At 69.4% G+C, this 14,862-nt stretch carries 8 protein-coding genes and 2 rRNA genes; 2 read left to right on the plus strand and 8 right to left on the minus strand.

Going from position 1 to position 14,862, the window contains the following annotated elements:
* Positions 1 to 245 precede the first annotated feature (245 nt).
* From B1H55_RS11075 to metG, 5 genes are all read right to left on the minus strand, one after another.
* Positions 246 to 1,010 carry a resuscitation-promoting factor gene (locus tag B1H55_RS11075; RefSeq protein WP_077239776.1) on the minus strand — a complete coding sequence of 255 codons (765 nt, stop codon included), beginning with the start codon at positions 1,008 to 1,010 and terminating at the stop codon, positions 246 to 248.
* 217 nt (positions 1,011 to 1,227) lie between these two features.
* Positions 1,228 to 2,100, minus strand: coding sequence for an aggregation-promoting factor C-terminal-like domain-containing protein (locus B1H55_RS11080; RefSeq protein ID WP_077239775.1), 873 nt, complete (start codon positions 2,098 to 2,100; stop codon positions 1,228 to 1,230).
* Between the two features lie 254 nt (positions 2,101 to 2,354).
* The gene (locus B1H55_RS11085; RefSeq protein ID WP_077239774.1) at positions 2,355 to 3,296 is read right to left on the minus strand and encodes a G5 domain-containing protein; all 942 of its coding nucleotides are present in this window, start codon (positions 3,294 to 3,296) and stop codon (positions 2,355 to 2,357) included.
* 164 nt (positions 3,297 to 3,460) lie between these two features.
* Positions 3,461 to 4,420, minus strand: a complete 960-nt coding sequence (locus B1H55_RS11090; RefSeq protein WP_073453960.1) for a TatD family hydrolase — start codon at positions 4,418 to 4,420, stop codon at positions 3,461 to 3,463.
* Positions 4,417 to 6,276 carry a methionine--tRNA ligase gene (gene metG, locus B1H55_RS11095; RefSeq protein ID WP_073453959.1) on the minus strand — a complete coding sequence of 620 codons (1,860 nt, stop codon included), beginning with the start codon at positions 6,274 to 6,276 and terminating at the stop codon, positions 4,417 to 4,419. The genes B1H55_RS11090 and metG overlap by 4 nt, the downstream gene beginning before the upstream one ends.
* Positions 6,277 to 6,423: 147 nt before the next feature.
* Here metG and B1H55_RS11100 point away from each other — a divergent pair, with 147 nt between their 5' ends.
* Complete coding sequence (locus tag B1H55_RS11100; protein WP_077239773.1) at positions 6,424 to 7,134, plus strand: hypothetical protein; 711 nt, start codon at positions 6,424 to 6,426, stop codon at positions 7,132 to 7,134.
* A 92-nt stretch (positions 7,135 to 7,226) separates the two neighbouring features.
* Here the strand turns inward: B1H55_RS11100 and rsmI are convergent, their stop codons facing one another.
* Entirely contained in the window at positions 7,227 to 8,075 is an 849-nt protein-coding gene (rsmI, locus tag B1H55_RS11105) for a 16S rRNA (cytidine(1402)-2'-O)-methyltransferase (RefSeq protein ID WP_073454047.1), read from the minus strand.
* Positions 8,076 to 8,242: 167 nt separating this feature from the next.
* Between rsmI and B1H55_RS11110 the strand changes: the two genes are divergently transcribed.
* Positions 8,243 to 10,156, plus strand: coding sequence for a dolichyl-phosphate-mannose--protein mannosyltransferase (locus B1H55_RS11110; protein WP_307190083.1), 1,914 nt, complete (start codon positions 8,243 to 8,245; stop codon positions 10,154 to 10,156).
* An 826-nt stretch (positions 10,157 to 10,982) separates the two neighbouring features.
* Here the strand turns inward: B1H55_RS11110 and rrf are convergent.
* A 5S ribosomal RNA gene (rrf, locus tag B1H55_RS11115) occupies positions 10,983 to 11,099 on the minus strand.
* A 269-nt stretch (positions 11,100 to 11,368) separates the two neighbouring features.
* Positions 11,369 to 14,550: ribosomal RNA gene (locus B1H55_RS11120) — 23S ribosomal RNA — on the minus strand.
* Positions 14,551 to 14,862 lie beyond the last annotated feature (312 nt).

Genomic DNA, 14,862 nt, shown 5'->3' on the forward strand with positions numbered 1-14,862 from the left:
CATCACCCGACGCCTCAAACGCGCCGTCGCCCGAAACCTCCACCACGCCCTCAAACAAGCCCTGAACAACCCCACCTACCACCCCACCACCTTGACACCCACAACATAGGAGCGCTGGTTCGCAGCGGCGTCGCCAGGGCGGATGCGGCTCGGCCTCACCGGCCCACCGGGAGAGCGCGACAGTCGCACCGCGACTGCCCGGCCCAGAGCCGACCCAGCGCCGAACCAGAACTGATGCGGCCCCGTCAGTGCCCGCAGCCCCACTGACTCCAGCCGGAGCGCTGCTGGAGCATCTTGGCCCGCATGGTCTGCTCCTCGGGACTGGCGTCGATGGGGTTGCCGGTGCCGCCCACGGAGGCCCAAGTGTCAAGCGAGAACTGGTAGAGGCCGTAGTAGCCGGCGGGGTTGACGGCGCGCGGGTTGCCACCGGACTCGCATTGGGCGAGGCGCTGGAAGTCGTCATCGAGGCTGCCGTCGTCGGCCGGCGCGGCCGCGCTCGTCGAGGAGCCCGAGGACGTGTCCGCACCGCTCGACGCCGTCGGGGCGGCACTCGGTGCGGCCGCGGCCTCCTTGGTGCCCACGATGGTGACCTCGTCGACCTTGGCGGTCACCACCACTGAGGAGACGGCCTCGCGGGAGACCTCGACGCCGTCGGCACTGGTGACGCGGTAGGTGACGCGGGTCATGCCGTCGACGCCGGCGGTCTTGACCTTCTTCTCACCCTTGGGGAGCTGATCGGTCTCCTCCTCGGTGGAGCCGTGCGCCTCGACGACCTCCTCGACCACGAGCGATTCCTCGGTCGAGGAAGCGCGGGCGGCCTCGTAGGCGCTGCCGAGGGAGGCGACACCGGAGTCGTCCTTGTCGGCGCTGACCTGGGCGGAGTCATGCGGTGAGGCGCTCGTGGCGGCCACAGCGGCATAGGCGCCGCCGGGGATGAGCGCGCCGACGGCGATTGCGATGGCGCCGGCTCTCAGGGCTGAGGCTCGGCCGCCGGGGGTTCGCGGAGTCATGGGATTCGCTCCTCAGGGTGGGACGTGACGGCCACGCTACCGGAGGAGTCGTGCCGGGCGCTATCGGGGCGGTCACGCTCGAGCGCGTCATGCCCGAGGGGCCGGGCACCACAGGCTGACCTACGAGTGGCCGACGACTCCGCCTGTGGACGGGCGACCGGTTTCGATGCCGTTTTCGACCGGTCTCGGCGAGGTGTGTGTGGGGGGGAGGTGTGGGTCAGTACCAGCCGGTGCTCTCGGAGTGGGACCAGGCGGCGCAGGGGCTGCCGTAGCGGCCCTGGATGTAGCCGAGGCCCCACTTGATCTGGGTGGCGGGGTTGGTCTGCCAGTCCGAGCCGGCCGAGGCCATCTTGCCCCCGGGCAGGGCCTGCGGAATGCCGTAGGCGCCCGAGGAGGGGTTCTGGGCCTGGTAGTTCCAGCCGGACTCGCGGTTCCACAGGCTCACCAGGCAGGAGAACTCACTGTCCCCCCAGCCGTAAGCGCCCATCATAGACCGGGCAGTCGCCTGTGCGCTGGCCGCGTCGGTACCGGAGGCGGCCGGGGGCGCCGGCGCCGCGTCGCCGCTCCCGGTCTCGCCGCTTCCGGCGCTCTCCGTCGGGGAGGCCGGGGCGGCCTCCTCCTTGGTGCCCACGAGGACGACCTCGTCGACCTTGGCGGTCACGACGACGGTGGAGACGACCTCGCGGGAGAGCTCGGTGCCATCGGCGGCGGTGGTGACCCGCGAGACGGTGCGGGTGACGCCGTCGACGCCGGCGGTCTTGACCTTCTTCTCGCCCTTGGGGAGCTGGTCGGTCTCCTCCTCGGTGGAGCCGTGCGCCTCGGTGACGTCCTCGACCACGACGTTATCGGCGCCGGCGGCGGCGCTCTCGGCCTCGGGGACGTCGCCGCCGATCGCGGGGGTCGAGTCCGGCTCGGCGGTGGGGGCCTCGGCGGCCTGCGCGATGTCGCCGCCGGTGAGGGAGGGCAGCGGCAGGGACTCGTTGCCGGTGGACTCGACGGCGGCGTAGGCGCCTCCGGAGACGCTCGCGGCAACGGCAGCGGCGAGAGCGCCGGAGCGGACGAGGACGCGCTTGCGGGGGGCGGGAGTCACGTGACTCCTCCTTCCATGGGCTTGACTGCCCTCACGCTAACGGACGCGCACTGGCCGTTTCCATTGAGGCCAGTCACATCCGTGAGGATGCGATCACGGCGCAGCAGATCAGAGGCGTTTCAGTCGCGGGAGTTCACGGCGACCCGCACTCAATCGCAATCTCGCGCCGCACCGGCCCGCCGGTCCTGCAGGCCGCACCGACCCCAGCGGCCAGGGCGGGACCGCCTCCGGCCGTGGCCCGGCGCCGACCCGGCTCAGTACCAGTTGGTGGCCTCGGAGTGGGCCCAGGCGGCGCAGGGGTTGCCGTAGCGCTCCTTGATGTAGCCCAGGCCCCACTTGATCTGGGTGGTGGGGTTGGAGGCCCAGTCGCTGGACACCGAGCCCATCTTCTCACCGGGCAGGGACTGCGGGATCCCGTAGGCCCCGGAGGAGGGGTTGACGGCCTGGTAGTCCCACTGGGACTCGCGGGTCCACAGGCTGTCCAGGCAGGAGTACTGGTCCTCGCCCCAGCCGTAGGAGGCCAGTAGGGCCTTGCCGATCGCCTGGGCGGAGGCCTTGGTCTTGCCGTCGCCCGCCTGGGCGATGGCGACGTCCTGGGGGGTGCCCTTGCCGACGACGACGACCTCGTCGACGCGCTTGGTGACGGCGACGCTGGAGAGGACCTCGCGGGAGACCTCCTGGCCGTCGACACTGACGACCCGGTAGGTGACGCGGGTGACGCCGTCGACGCCGGCGGTCTCGACCTTCTTCTCACCGGCGGCCAGGGATGCGCTCTCCTTCTCCGAGGAGGCGTGCGGGTCGGCGACGTCCTCGGTGAGGGTGGAGACGGTCTCCGCGCCCGTCGTGGTGACGGCGCCGCTCGCGTCGCCGGAGGAGTCGCCGACGGAGGAGTCCTGGGTGGAGGCCTCGTCGCTGACGGTGGAGCCGAGGGCGGCCAGTGCGGGGGAGGCGGAGTCGTCGGCCGCGTCCTCGTGGGCGTTGACGGCGGCCCAGGCGCTGCCGGACACGGCGATGGACAGTGCGGTGGCGACGCCACCGGCCCGCGCCATGACGGGGGCCACCGAGGTGCGCGCCGGGCCCTCGGCCCGTCTGCGGCCGTGCCCCGCGCTGCGGTCCGCGGTCAGGGACCGGGCGGCGAGCGCTCCGAGTTCGGTGAGCGTGGTGTTCAGAGAACTGCTGTCGGAGTGACGACCCACGGTATTGACTTCCTATCACTCGGGGATGGGCCTCACGCTAGCCGACACCCCGTCTTGTGGGCAATGCTCCCCATCACATCGCCCCGGCCGCGACCTGATCGTTCAACGGGGGCCGGCGTTCCTTGGGCGCATGCGCCTTGACAGGCCCGGGACCAGCGGCCCCCTCAGCGCGGGGCCGGCGCGCCGGGCCAGTCCCCGTAGACCTCGGTGGTGGTGGCCTCGAGGCGCTCGCACATGGCGCGCTCGTCCAGGCCCCGTTGCTCGGCGAGGAAGCGGACGGTGTCCCCCATGAGGTAGCTGGCGTTGGGGCGCCCGCGCCAGGACTTGGGAGGCAGGTAGGGGGCGTCGGTCTCCACGAGCAGGAGCTCGTCGGGCACGATGGCGACGGCGTCGCGCAGCGCGCCGTTGGAGGGGTAGGTGATCGGCCCGGCGATGGAGGCGTACCAGCGGTTCTCCGCGCAGGCCCGGGCCAGGGGCGCCCCGCCGCTGAAGCAGTGGAGCACCGTGCGCTCGGGGGCGCCGTCGGCCAGGAGGACCTCGATGCAGGCCTCGTGGGCGTCGCGGTCGTGGATCTGCAGGGGCAGGCCGAGATCCTTGGCCAGGGCGATGTGGGCGCGGAAGGCCTCGCGTTGGACGGCGGCCCCGCGCTCGCCGGTGCGGAAGAGGTCCATGCCGGTCTCCCCCACGGCGACGACGGCGCCCGCCGCCCGGCGGATGAGCGCCTCGATTCGGCTCATGGCCTCGTCGAGGGGCTCGGCGTGGTGCTCCTCCGCGCGCGGTTCGAGGCCATCGGGCCCCACCTCGCGCACCCCGGCGTGCAGGACGGCCTCGTTGGGGTGGATGGCCAGTGCCACGCGCACCCCGGGCAGGGCGCGGGCGAGGTCGATGCTCCCCTCCCACGCGGGGGCCTCGCAGGCGGAGGTGATGATGCGGGTGATGCCGCGCTCCGCGGCCCGCTCGACGAGCTCCGCGGCGGTCAGTGGCGCGTCGGCCCCGGGACCACTGGGCGGCAGCCCGGGCACGGGCAGATGCGTGTGGTTGTCGGTGACGGGCGCGGCCAGGGGTGCGACGGCGTCGGCGGGCGGCCAGGACCGCTCGCCGGGGGCGCGGCGGGAGCGGCTCATGCCCCGGTGACGTCGTCGGGGACGGAGTCGGCGTAGCGGGCCAGCTCCTCCTCCACGATGGACTCGTCGAGCTTCGTGAACACGGGGGCGGGCTTGGCGATCGGGGTGCCGACGACGACCTCGTGCCGCCCCCAGGTCGGCGCACCGGTGTAGTCGCCGGTGATGATGGGGTAGCCGGCGCGCCCATCGAAGTCGGCGGGCAGCACCTCGGGGTCGAGCTCGGCCACCTCCTCGATGCGCGGCATGGGGGCGATCCGGCCGCCGCCGCCCAGGACGCGGTCGATGTCGTTGGCCGCGTGGGGCAGGAAGGGCGAGAGCATGAGGTTGAGGTCGGCGACGGCCTGGGCGAGGGTGTGCAGGATGGTCGCGAGCCGCGCCTGGGTGGCCTCGTCCTCGCCCTTGAGCTTGAAGGGCTGGGTGTCGGCGATGTACTTGTTCGCCTCCCCCACCAGGCGCATGGCCTCGGCGAGGGCGGCCTTCTGGCGGTGGCCCCGGATGAGGCCGCCGACGGCGTCGAACCCGGCCCCGATGGCATCCAGGAGCGCGGCGTCCTCCTCGGCGGGCTCGCCGGGGGCGGGGATGGCGCCGAAGCGCTTGTGGATCATGGTGGCGGTGCGGTTGACGAGGTTGCCCCAGCCGGCGACGAGCTCGGAGTTGGTGCGGCGCACGAACTCGGCCCAGGTGAAGTCGGCGTCGGCGGTCTCGGGGCCGGCGGCGCAGATGAAGTAGCGCAGGGCGTCGGCCTGGTAGCGCTCCAGGAAGTCGCGCACGTAGATGACGATGCCGTGGGAGGAGGAGAACTTCTTGCCCTCCATGGTGAGGAACTCGCTGGAGACCACCTCGGTGGGCAGGTTGAGCGCGCCGAGCGCGCCGGGGCCGACGCCGGGAAGCCCCGCGCGGCTGCCCTGGCCGTTGTAGCCGAGCAGCTCGGCGGGCCAGATCTGGGAGTGGAAGACGATGTTGTCCTTGCCCATGAAGTAGTAGGACAGGGCCTCGGGGTCGGCCCACCAGCGCTTCCACGCCTCGGGGTCGCCGGTGCGCCGCGCCCATTCGATGGAGGCGGACAGGTAGCCGATGACGGCGTCGAACCAGACGTAGAGGCGCTTGGTGGGCTGGTCCTCCCAGCCGGGAACGGGGATTCCCCAGTCGATGTCGCGCGTCATGGCGCGCGGGCGGATCTCGGCCAGGATGTTCTTGGAGAAGCGGATGACGTTGGGGCGCCAGGTGCCCGAGGCCTCGCGCTCGTCGAGCCAGTCCCCCAGGGCATCGGCCAGGGCGGGCAGGTCGAGGAAGTAGTGGGTGGAGTCGATGAACTCGGGGGTCTCGCCGTTGATCCGCGAGTGCGGGTTGATGAGGTCGGTGGGGTCGAGCTGATTGCCGCAGGTGTCGCACTGGTCGCCACGGGCGCCGTCGGCGCCGCAGATCGGGCAGGTGCCCTCGATGTAACGGTCGGGCAGGGTGCGGCCGGTCGATGGCGAGATGGCGGAGCGGGTGACCCTCTCGACCATGTAGCCGTTGTCCCGCACGGTGCGGAACATCTCCTGGACGACGGCGTAGTGGTTGCCCGCCGTCGTGCGGGTGAAGAGGTCGTAGGACAGGCCCAGTGCCACGAGGTCCTCGACGATGAGCCGGTTGTTGCGGTCTGCGAGCTCGCGGGCGCTCGTGCCCTCGGCGTCCGCGGCCACGAGGATGGGCGTGCCGTGCTCATCGGTGCCCGAGACCATGAGGACGTCGTGACCGGCCATGCGCATGTAGCGGGAGAAGACGTCGGAGGGGACGCCGAAACCGGCGACATGGCCGATATGGCGGGGGCCGTTGGCGTAGGGCCAGGCGACAGCGGACAGGATATGGCTCATGGCGCAAGCCTATCCGCTCATGGGCGCGGCGCCGTATGGTGGGGCCGGGCGCCGGGAGCGCCCGGCCCCTCGCTCCGCCCATCGGCACCGCCGGCACCGTCGGCCGCGGGCATCCGTGGGGCGATCCCGCGACGAGGAGAGGCAGCCATGTCCCAGTCCCCCGATCCGTCCTCCTTGGGCTCGACTGGATGGCCCGCGGCGGCCGGACCCGGGGCGCCCGTCGCGCCGCCGGAGCCCTACGGGGGCTACCAGGCCGCCCATCCGGGCGGGTACCCCGGCACGGCGCCCGGCTACGGAGGGCCCGGGCGGCCCCCGGTGGTCAAGAGCATGACGGCGCCCTGGGTCCTCCTGGCCTCTGGCGCGATCATGATCGTCGTGGCCATCGCCGGCATCATCCTCAGCCTCGGCGCCTTCGCGAGAACGGTCTCACTGGATCCGCTCGAACCGGACGGGACCACCACTGTCGCCCTGGAGGGCGGGAAGGACTACGGTCTGTTCGGCGACGGCTACGCGAGTTGCGACATCACTGGTCCAGGCACCGTTGAGGAGCGCTCCGTGACGGGCTCCGTCAACGTCAATGACAAGTCCGAGCTGCTGATCCTGACGCCCAGCACCTCGGGCATGTACACCTTCGATTGCAGTGGGAGCACTCAGTCCCTCGCATTGGGCGACGCGACGACGGTCTCGGGCATATTCCGGGGAGTCGGAGGCTTCCTCGGGTCGCTCTTCCTGGGCGGCACGGGACTGATCGTCCTCATCATCGGGATCGTCTGGGTTGTGACGCGCAGAGCGTCGAATCGGAGGGCCCGGGCCCTTCTCGGCCCGGCCGCCGAGCCGCCCGGGGGCATGACCTCCTGAGGGGCCCGGGCCCGGGGCGCCCTCCGCGCCCAAGGGCGCTCGGGGCCTCGACGACCGTCGTCGATCGACCGCCCCTCCGGCGGGGCGCGTTGTCACTGCCGGAGCGCCAGCGCATGCCGGTAGACCTCGTTGGGCCGCAGCCCGCTCTCGCGCGCGGCCTGGGACGCCGCCTCCTTCAGGCGCATACCGCCGTCGGCCAGCGCCAGCGCCGCCGCGGCCGCCGCACCGGGATCAGCGGCGCGCCGCGGGGCGCCGGCGACGACGAGAACGATCTCCCCGAGCAGCTCTCCCGCCGTGGAGGCGGCGAGCTCGGCGAGCGTGCCCCGGCGCACCTCCTCGTGGGTCTTGGTGAGCTCTCGGCACAGCGCGGCGGGCCGCTCGGGCCCGAAGGCCTCGACCATCGCCTGGAGGGTCGCGTGCGCGCGGCGCGGCGACTCGAAGAGCACGATGGTGCGCCGCTCATCGGCGAGCTCGGCGAGCGCCCGGCCCCGCTCCCCGGGTTTGCGGGGCAGGAATCCCTCGAAGCAGAAGCGGTCGGAGGCCAGGCCCGATACCGCCAGGGCGGTGAGGACGGCGGAGGGCCCGGGGGCGGCGCTCACGGGCACGCCCGCCTCGGCGGCGGCCACGACGAGTCGGTAGCCGGGGTCGGAGACGGAGGGCATTCCGGCGTCGGAGACCATGACGACGCTTTGACCGGACTGGGCGGCCTCGATGAGTTCGGCGGTCCGCTGCGCCTCGTTGTGCTCGTGATAGGCGATCGTCCTGCCGCCGATGCGCAGGCCGAGCCGCTGGGCGAGCGCCTTGACCCGCCGGGTGTCCTCGGCAGCGACGATGTCCGCCCTCTCCAGGGCCCGGCGCAGGCGGGCGGAGGCGTCACCGGCGTTGCCGATGGGGGTGGCGGCCAGGAGGATCTCGCCGGGGCGTGGGCCGCCGACCGCCATAGCGGGCTCAGTGGGCTCAGTGGGCTCGGCGGCGCCGACCGGGCCGGTAGGACCGGCGGGGTCGGCGGGGCCGCGCGTGCGGGCCTCGTACTCGCTCTCCTGGGCGCCCGGAGGCGCGGTGACGTCGCTCATGGGCCCAGTATGGCGCTCCCCTTTAGACTCGCCCGGTGACTGATAACAGGCATGACCATCCCGACGTCCCTGAGGTCGCAGGCCAGTCCTCACCGGGCGCCGTCGACGAGTCCCCCTTCATGAGTGCTCCTGACGCCGGTACTGGCGCCCCCCAGGAGGAGCCGGAGCACCTGAGGGCCGGCGTGCAGCCGGGCGCGGCGGCCCCCCTCATGGAGGACCGCTCGGAGGACGGTCTGCGGGCGCGCCTCGGGCTGCGTCCCACATCCTGGGTGCTCCCCGTGTCCCTGCGGATCAACGGCTGGGTCGTCACTGCGCTCGTCACCCTGCTGGCGGCGGTCACGCGCTTCGTGGGACTGTCCCACCCGAGGGGCCTCATGTTCGACGAGATCTACTACGTCAAGGAGGGCTACGCGCTCTGGCACGTGGGCTATGAGGCCGAGTGGAAGGAGGGGGCCGACGCCCTCTTCGCCACGGGCGACGTCGCCCACGCCCTGACCACGAAACCCTCCTACGTCGTCCACCCCGAGCTCGGGAAGTGGCTCATCGGCTCCGGTATGGAGATCTTCGGCGTCAATTCCTTCGGCTGGCGGTTCATGCCGGCGCTGGCCGGCGTGCTCACCGTCCTCCTCGTCACGCGGATCATGATGCGGCTCGTCCCCTCCCCGCTCCTGGCCGGCCTGGCGGGCTTCTTCCTGGCCATTGACGGGATCGGGATCACCGAGTCCCGGATCGCCCTCCTCGACAACTTCATCGGCCTGTTCGCGGCCTGCGCCCTGTACTGCCTCGTGCGCGACCGCCAGTGGACGCGCGAGCGCTTGGCCCGTGGCCTCGCAGATCAGCCCGCGGGCAGCGCCGCTCCCCTGCTCGTGTGGCGGCCGTGGCTCCTGGCGACGGCGATCAGCCTGGGGCTGACCTGCTCGATCAAATGGTCGGGCCTCTACCTGCTCGCCGCGGTGGGGATCCTGGTCGTGGTGTGGGACGTCTGCGCGCTGCGAGCCGTCAGGGCGCGCTCCTGGCACACGGCGGGGTTCCTCGGCAGGAGCCTGCAGGACTTCCTCTACCTGGTGCCCACGGCGATCATCGTGTACGTGGCCGGCTGGTTCTCCTGGTTCGCCCATTCCCAGGCCTTCAACCACAGCTGGGCCGCGCAGCGGCGCGAGACCGGCCAGACGCTGCCCCGGTCCTGGATGCCGGACTCCCTCAACAGCCTTCTCGATTACCACATCCAGATGTACCGCTTCCACGTGGGCCTGGACTCCAGCCACCCGTACATGTCGAAGCCGATCTCCTGGCTGGCGCAGATGCGCCCGACGCTCTTCTACTACCCTCCCAAGGAGGACCTGGATTCCTCCTGCGGCTCCAGCCATTGCGTGGAGGCGATCTCCGCGATCGGGAACATCCCGGTGTGGTGGTTCGGCATCGGCGCGCTCGCCGTCGTCATCACAGTGGCCGTGGCGCGCCGCGACTGGAGGATGTGGGTGCCGCTCATCGGCTACGTGGGCCTCTACCTTCCGTGGTTCCAGTACCCCGATCGCACGATCTTCTCCTTCTACACGGTGGCCTTCGTGCCGTGCGTCGTCATGGCGCTCGCGCTCGCGCTCGGCTCGTTGTCCGGGATGGTCCCGCCGTTGCCGGGCTCGGCGGCCGCGAGGGATGAGGAGCGCGCCGTCATCGCGGGGGCGACGGGGCCCGGCCTGCCGGCGCCCCGGGGCGTCGTGGCGCGGTTCCTGGGCTTCGGGAGGTGGCGGGGCATCGTCAACCCGCGCTTCCTCACGCGGGAATGGATCGGCACCTCCGGGTGGCGCCTGAGGTATGAGGGGCTGGCGGCGATGGGCATCGTCGTCTCGCTCTCGATCATCTTCGGACTGTTGTGGTGGCCCCTGTGGACCGGGCAGAGAATCAGTTACGACTTCTGGTACTGGCACATGTGGTTCCAGAGCTGGATCTGATCGGGCGAGCCGCGCGGAGGCCCTGGACCGCCCGTGCAGGGTCCTCTGGGCAATTTGAAGGCCCTGGCCGCCCATGGGGCCCTCCTGGAGCCTGGGGCCCGCCCGTGCAGGCTCCCCTGAAGGCCCGAGTCCGTGCGGGTCGCCAACATCGTGTACTCCCTGACCGATCCCCCGCCGTGCAGGCTCCCCTGAAGGCCCGAGTCCGTGCGGGTGGGTTGTCGTGGGGCGGGGGTGGGTCCGCTTGTGGGTTGGTGCTTGCCATGGCTGGTGATGCGGTGGGGTGCGGGGTCCGGGCCTGGGTCCGGTCTCGGCCCCGCGCATGCCGCCTTGGTCCTGTGCATGCCGCCTTGGGCGCGCACATGCGGTCTCATCCGTGCGGTTCGGGGGCGCAGCGCCGGGGTGAGACGGTTTGTCGGGGGTGGGACGGTTTGTCGGGGGTGAGGCGGTTCGTCGGGTGTGGGGCGGTTCGTCCGGGGTGAGACGGTTCGTCCGGGGTGGGGCGGTATCCCCCAGGGGGTCGGGATGGACTGTCAAGGGATGGGGGTGCGGCGCCCCGGGGGGTGCGGTGTCATCCGCGTGGTTCGGGGGCGCGGGCCCTGGTGCGCGCCTTCTCCAGCCCCCCTCCTTGTGTGCGCCTGCGCGTGCGGGGGCGCGGGCCCCCGGTGGTGGTGGTGGGGTGCCCGCCCGGTGGGGTGGTGCGGGGTGGTGGCCGCGGGGACAAGAAAAAGAGAGGCGGGGTGAGAACCCCTCACCACCCGCGCCCCCGGTGAAGGGAGGGGGCGCGTGTGTGTGGGGGGTCCTCACCCCGCCTCAACTTCACGTGTGTGCCCGGCGGCGTCCTACTCTCCCACCCCCTGGCAGGGGCAGTACCATCGGCGCTGGGGGTCTTAGCTTCCGGGTTCGGAAAGGAACCGGGCGTGGCTCCCCCGCTATGACCACCGGGACGTCTCTATCAACCACCAACCAACCACCCCACCCCGGGTGGGCGCCCAACCAGGCGCACCAACAACAATAACGATGATCATGGTGGCGGTGGTGGTGGTGCGGTGGGCCCCCAACCTCAAGAAGAAGAGAGGGGGCGGTTGGTCGTGAACCGCATAGTGGGCGCGCCCGGCTCCTCAACCACCAACCACCCCACCCCCAACCAACAAGAAAGAAAGGAAGAAAGGAAGAGAGGCGCTTGATGGCGCATGCTCGCGTGCGTGCGCGTGTGTGTGCTTGTATCGGCCGATTAGTGCCAGTCAGCTCAAAAGCCCTTGCAGGCCTTCCACCCCTGGTCTATCAACCCAGTGATCCACTGGGGGCCTCCCACCCCCCGGTAGGGGGCGTGGATACCTCATCTTGAAGATGGTTTCCCGCTTAGATGCTTTCAGCGGTTACCCGTCCCGAACGTAGCCAACCAGCCGTGCCCCTGGCGGGACAACTGGCACACCAGAGGTTCGTCCGTCCCGGTCCTCTCGTACTAGGGACAGGCCTTCTCAAGTATCCTGCGCGCGCAGAGGATAGGGACCGAACTGTCTCACGACGTTCTAAACCCAGCTCGCGTACCGCTTTAATGGGCGAACAGCCCAACCCTTGGGACCTGCTCCAGCCCCAGGATGCGACGAGCCGACATCGAGGTGCCAAACCATGCCGTCGATATGGACTCTTGGGCAGGATCAGCCTGTTATCCCCGGGGTACCTTTTATCCGTTGAGCGACGACCCACCCACACGGGATCGCCGGATCACTAGTTCCTGCTTTCGCACCTGCCCGACCCGTCGGTCTCGCAGTCAAGCCCCCTTGTGCACTTGCACTCAACACCTGGTTGCCGACCAGGCTGAGGGAACCTTTGAGCGCCTCCGTTACACTTTAGGAGGCAACCGCCCCAGTTAAACTACCCACCAGGCACTGTCCCTGACCCGGATCACGGGCCCAGGTTCAGGCGCACGCCATGGCCAGAGTGGTATTTCAACGACGACTCCACCACCACTGGCGTGGCGGCATCACAGTCTCCCACCTATCCTGCACAAGCCATAGCGGGCGCCAATACCAAGCTGCAGTAAAGGTCCCGGGGTCTTTCCGTCCTTCTGCGCGAAACGAGCATCTTTACTCGTAATGCAATTTCGCCGAGCTCATGGTGGAGACAGCGGGGAAGTCGTTACGCCATTCGTGCAGGTCGGAACTTACCCGACAAGGAATTTCGCTACCTTAGGATGGTTATAGTTACCACCGCCGTTTACTGGGGCTTGAATTCACCGCTTCACCCCAACAAGGGGGCTGACGGATCCTCTTAACCTTCCAGCACCGGGCAGGCGTCAGTCCGTATACATCGCCTTGCGGCTTCGCACGGACCTGTGTTTTTAGTAAACAGTCGCTTCCCCCTGGTCTCTGCGACCCTCCCCCCCAACGGGCAAGCCGTTTCAAGGATCGGGCCCCCCTTCTCCCGAAGTTACGGGGGCATTTTGCCGAGTTCCTTCACCATGATTCACTCGTGCGCCTAGGCATACTCTGCCCGACCACCTGTGTCGGTTTAGGGTACGGGCGGCTCGCACCTCGCGCCGGGGCTTTTCTCGGCGCCACAGGATCACCCTACTATCCCCCACCACAACAGTGGGGTCACCATCACGCCTCACCCTCCCACCCCCTTACAGGGCAGGTGGCCCCCGGACTTACCTGGGGACCGGGCCGCACGCTTGAACGGGCCAAGCCATCAGGCCCGCGGGGCTACCACTGCGCGTCACCCCTGTTAATGCGCTTGCCTACCAGCACGGAGGGTCCCCAGACCACCACCCACCACCCACCAGGGAAAACCCGAAGGCCCCCCAGCAGGACACGGCGGACAGCGGCGTGGGTCAGCACCCGCACGTCAGCATGGACGGTGCTACACCGGTACGGGAATATCAACCCGTCATCCATCGACTACGCCTGTCGGCCTCGCCTTAGGTCCCGACTCACCCAGGGCGGACTAGCCTGGCCCTGGAACCCTTGGTCATTCGGCGCTAGGGCTTCCCACCCTAGTATCGCTACTCATGCCTGCATTCTCACTCCCACGCCGTCCACCCCTGGGTCACCCCGGAGCTTCACCCAGCGCAGGACGCTCCCCTACCGCCCACCGCCCCTGCCCACCACCACCAACGTGGCAGCAGAAGGGAACACGCGGCAGGCCCGCGGCTTCGGCGGCGTGCTTGAGCCCCGCTGAATTGTCGGCGCACGATCACTTGACCAGTGAGCTATTACGCACTCTTTCAAGGATGGCTGCTTCTAAGCCAACCTCCTGGTTGTCTGCGCGACCGCACATCCTTTCCCACTTAGCACGCGCTTAGGGGCCTTAGCCGGCGATCCGGGCTGTTTCCCTCTCGACGACGGAGCTTATCCCCCGCCGTCTCACTGCCCCGCTCACACCCAAACGGCATTCGGAGTTTGGCTGACGTCAGTAACCCTGTGGGGCCCATCAGCCACCCAGTAGCTCTACCTCCGCCGGGCAACACGGGACGCTGCACCTAAATGCATTTCGGGGAGAACCAGCTATCACGGAGTCTGATTGGCCTTTCACCCCTACCCACAGCTCATCCCCCCCATTTTCAACTGAGGCGGGTTCGGTCCTCCACACGCTCTTACACGTGCTTCAACCTGGCCATGGGTAGATCACCCCGCTTCGGGTCCAGGACGCGCCACTCAACCGCCCTTTCGGACTCGCTCTCGCTACGACTCCCCCACACGGGTTAGCCTCGCGACGCGCCACTGACTCGCAGGCTCATTCTTCAATAGGCACGCCATCACCCCCACAAACAGGAAGGCTCTGACGGCTCGTAGGCGCCCGGTTTCAGGTACTCTTTCACTCCCCTCCCGGGGTACTTTTCACCATTCCCTCACGGTACTCATCCGCTATCGGTCATCAGGAAGTATTCAGGCAACCGAGTGGTCTCGGCAGATTCACACAGGATTCCACGGGCCCCGTGCTACTCGGGAACACCATCACGCAGGCCCACAGGTTCCGCCTACGGGGCTATCACCCACTACGGCCCCCCTTCCCAGGGGATTCGGCTACCACACAGGCTTGATCACTGCGCCCCGCCACGGCAGCAACGGGAAAACAATGCCCCACAACCCCACGACCGCAACCCCTGCCGGGTATCACACGACCATGGTTTAACCATCATCCGCTTTCGCTCGCCACTACTCACGGAATATCCTCTCCTACGGGTACTGAGATGTTTCACTTCCCCGCGTCACCCCCCACGCCCTATGAATTCAAGCGCGGGTGACCGGGCATGACCCCGGCCGGGTCCCCCCATTCGGAAACCCTCGGATCACAGCCCGCAAGCCGGCTCCCCGAGGCTTATCGCAGGCCACCACGTCCTTCATCGGCCCCTGATGCCAAGGCATCCACCGAACGCCCATAAAAACAAGCAAACACAACAAAACACACAGAATCAAAAACCAAGCAAAAACAAGAAGCGCACCCCCAAACCCCCCAGCAACAAACCAGAGGGCACGGCGGCGCGCCGATGCTCGCGCCCACTATACAGTTCACAACCAACCCACCCACACCAAGCCCCCCAACCACCAACAAGCAGCCAGAACAACCCAGCAGGGCCCACCAAAAAGGGAACAGGAAACCACACCAAACGGCGCGCTGCCCCAGAACCCCGATAACGTGCCACGCCCGCCCACGCCCAAACACCCCCGAAAACACCCCAACCAAAAGCACGGCCCGCCCCCACC

The sequence above is a fragment of the Actinomyces denticolens genome (assembly GCF_002072185.1).
GTDB classification, from domain to species: domain Bacteria; phylum Actinomycetota; class Actinomycetes; order Actinomycetales; family Actinomycetaceae; genus Actinomyces; species Actinomyces denticolens.

Excerpts from the sequence above, each read along its gene's own strand:
- B1H55_RS11090 (WP_073453960.1), bottom strand. The coding sequence starts at position 4,420 with ATGAGCCGCTCCCGCCGCGCCCCCGGCGAGCGGTCCTGGCCGCCCGCC.
- rsmI (WP_073454047.1), bottom strand. The coding sequence starts at position 8,075 with ATGGCGGTCGGCGGCCCACGCCCCGGCGAGATCCTCCTGGCCGCCACC.
- B1H55_RS11100 (WP_077239773.1), top strand. The coding sequence starts at position 6,424 with ATGTCCCAGTCCCCCGATCCGTCCTCCTTGGGCTCGACTGGATGGCCC.
- B1H55_RS11075 (WP_077239776.1), bottom strand. The coding sequence starts at position 1,010 with ATGACTCCGCGAACCCCCGGCGGCCGAGCCTCAGCCCTGAGAGCCGGC.
- metG (WP_073453959.1), bottom strand. The coding sequence starts at position 6,276 with ATGAGCCATATCCTGTCCGCTGTCGCCTGGCCCTACGCCAACGGCCCC.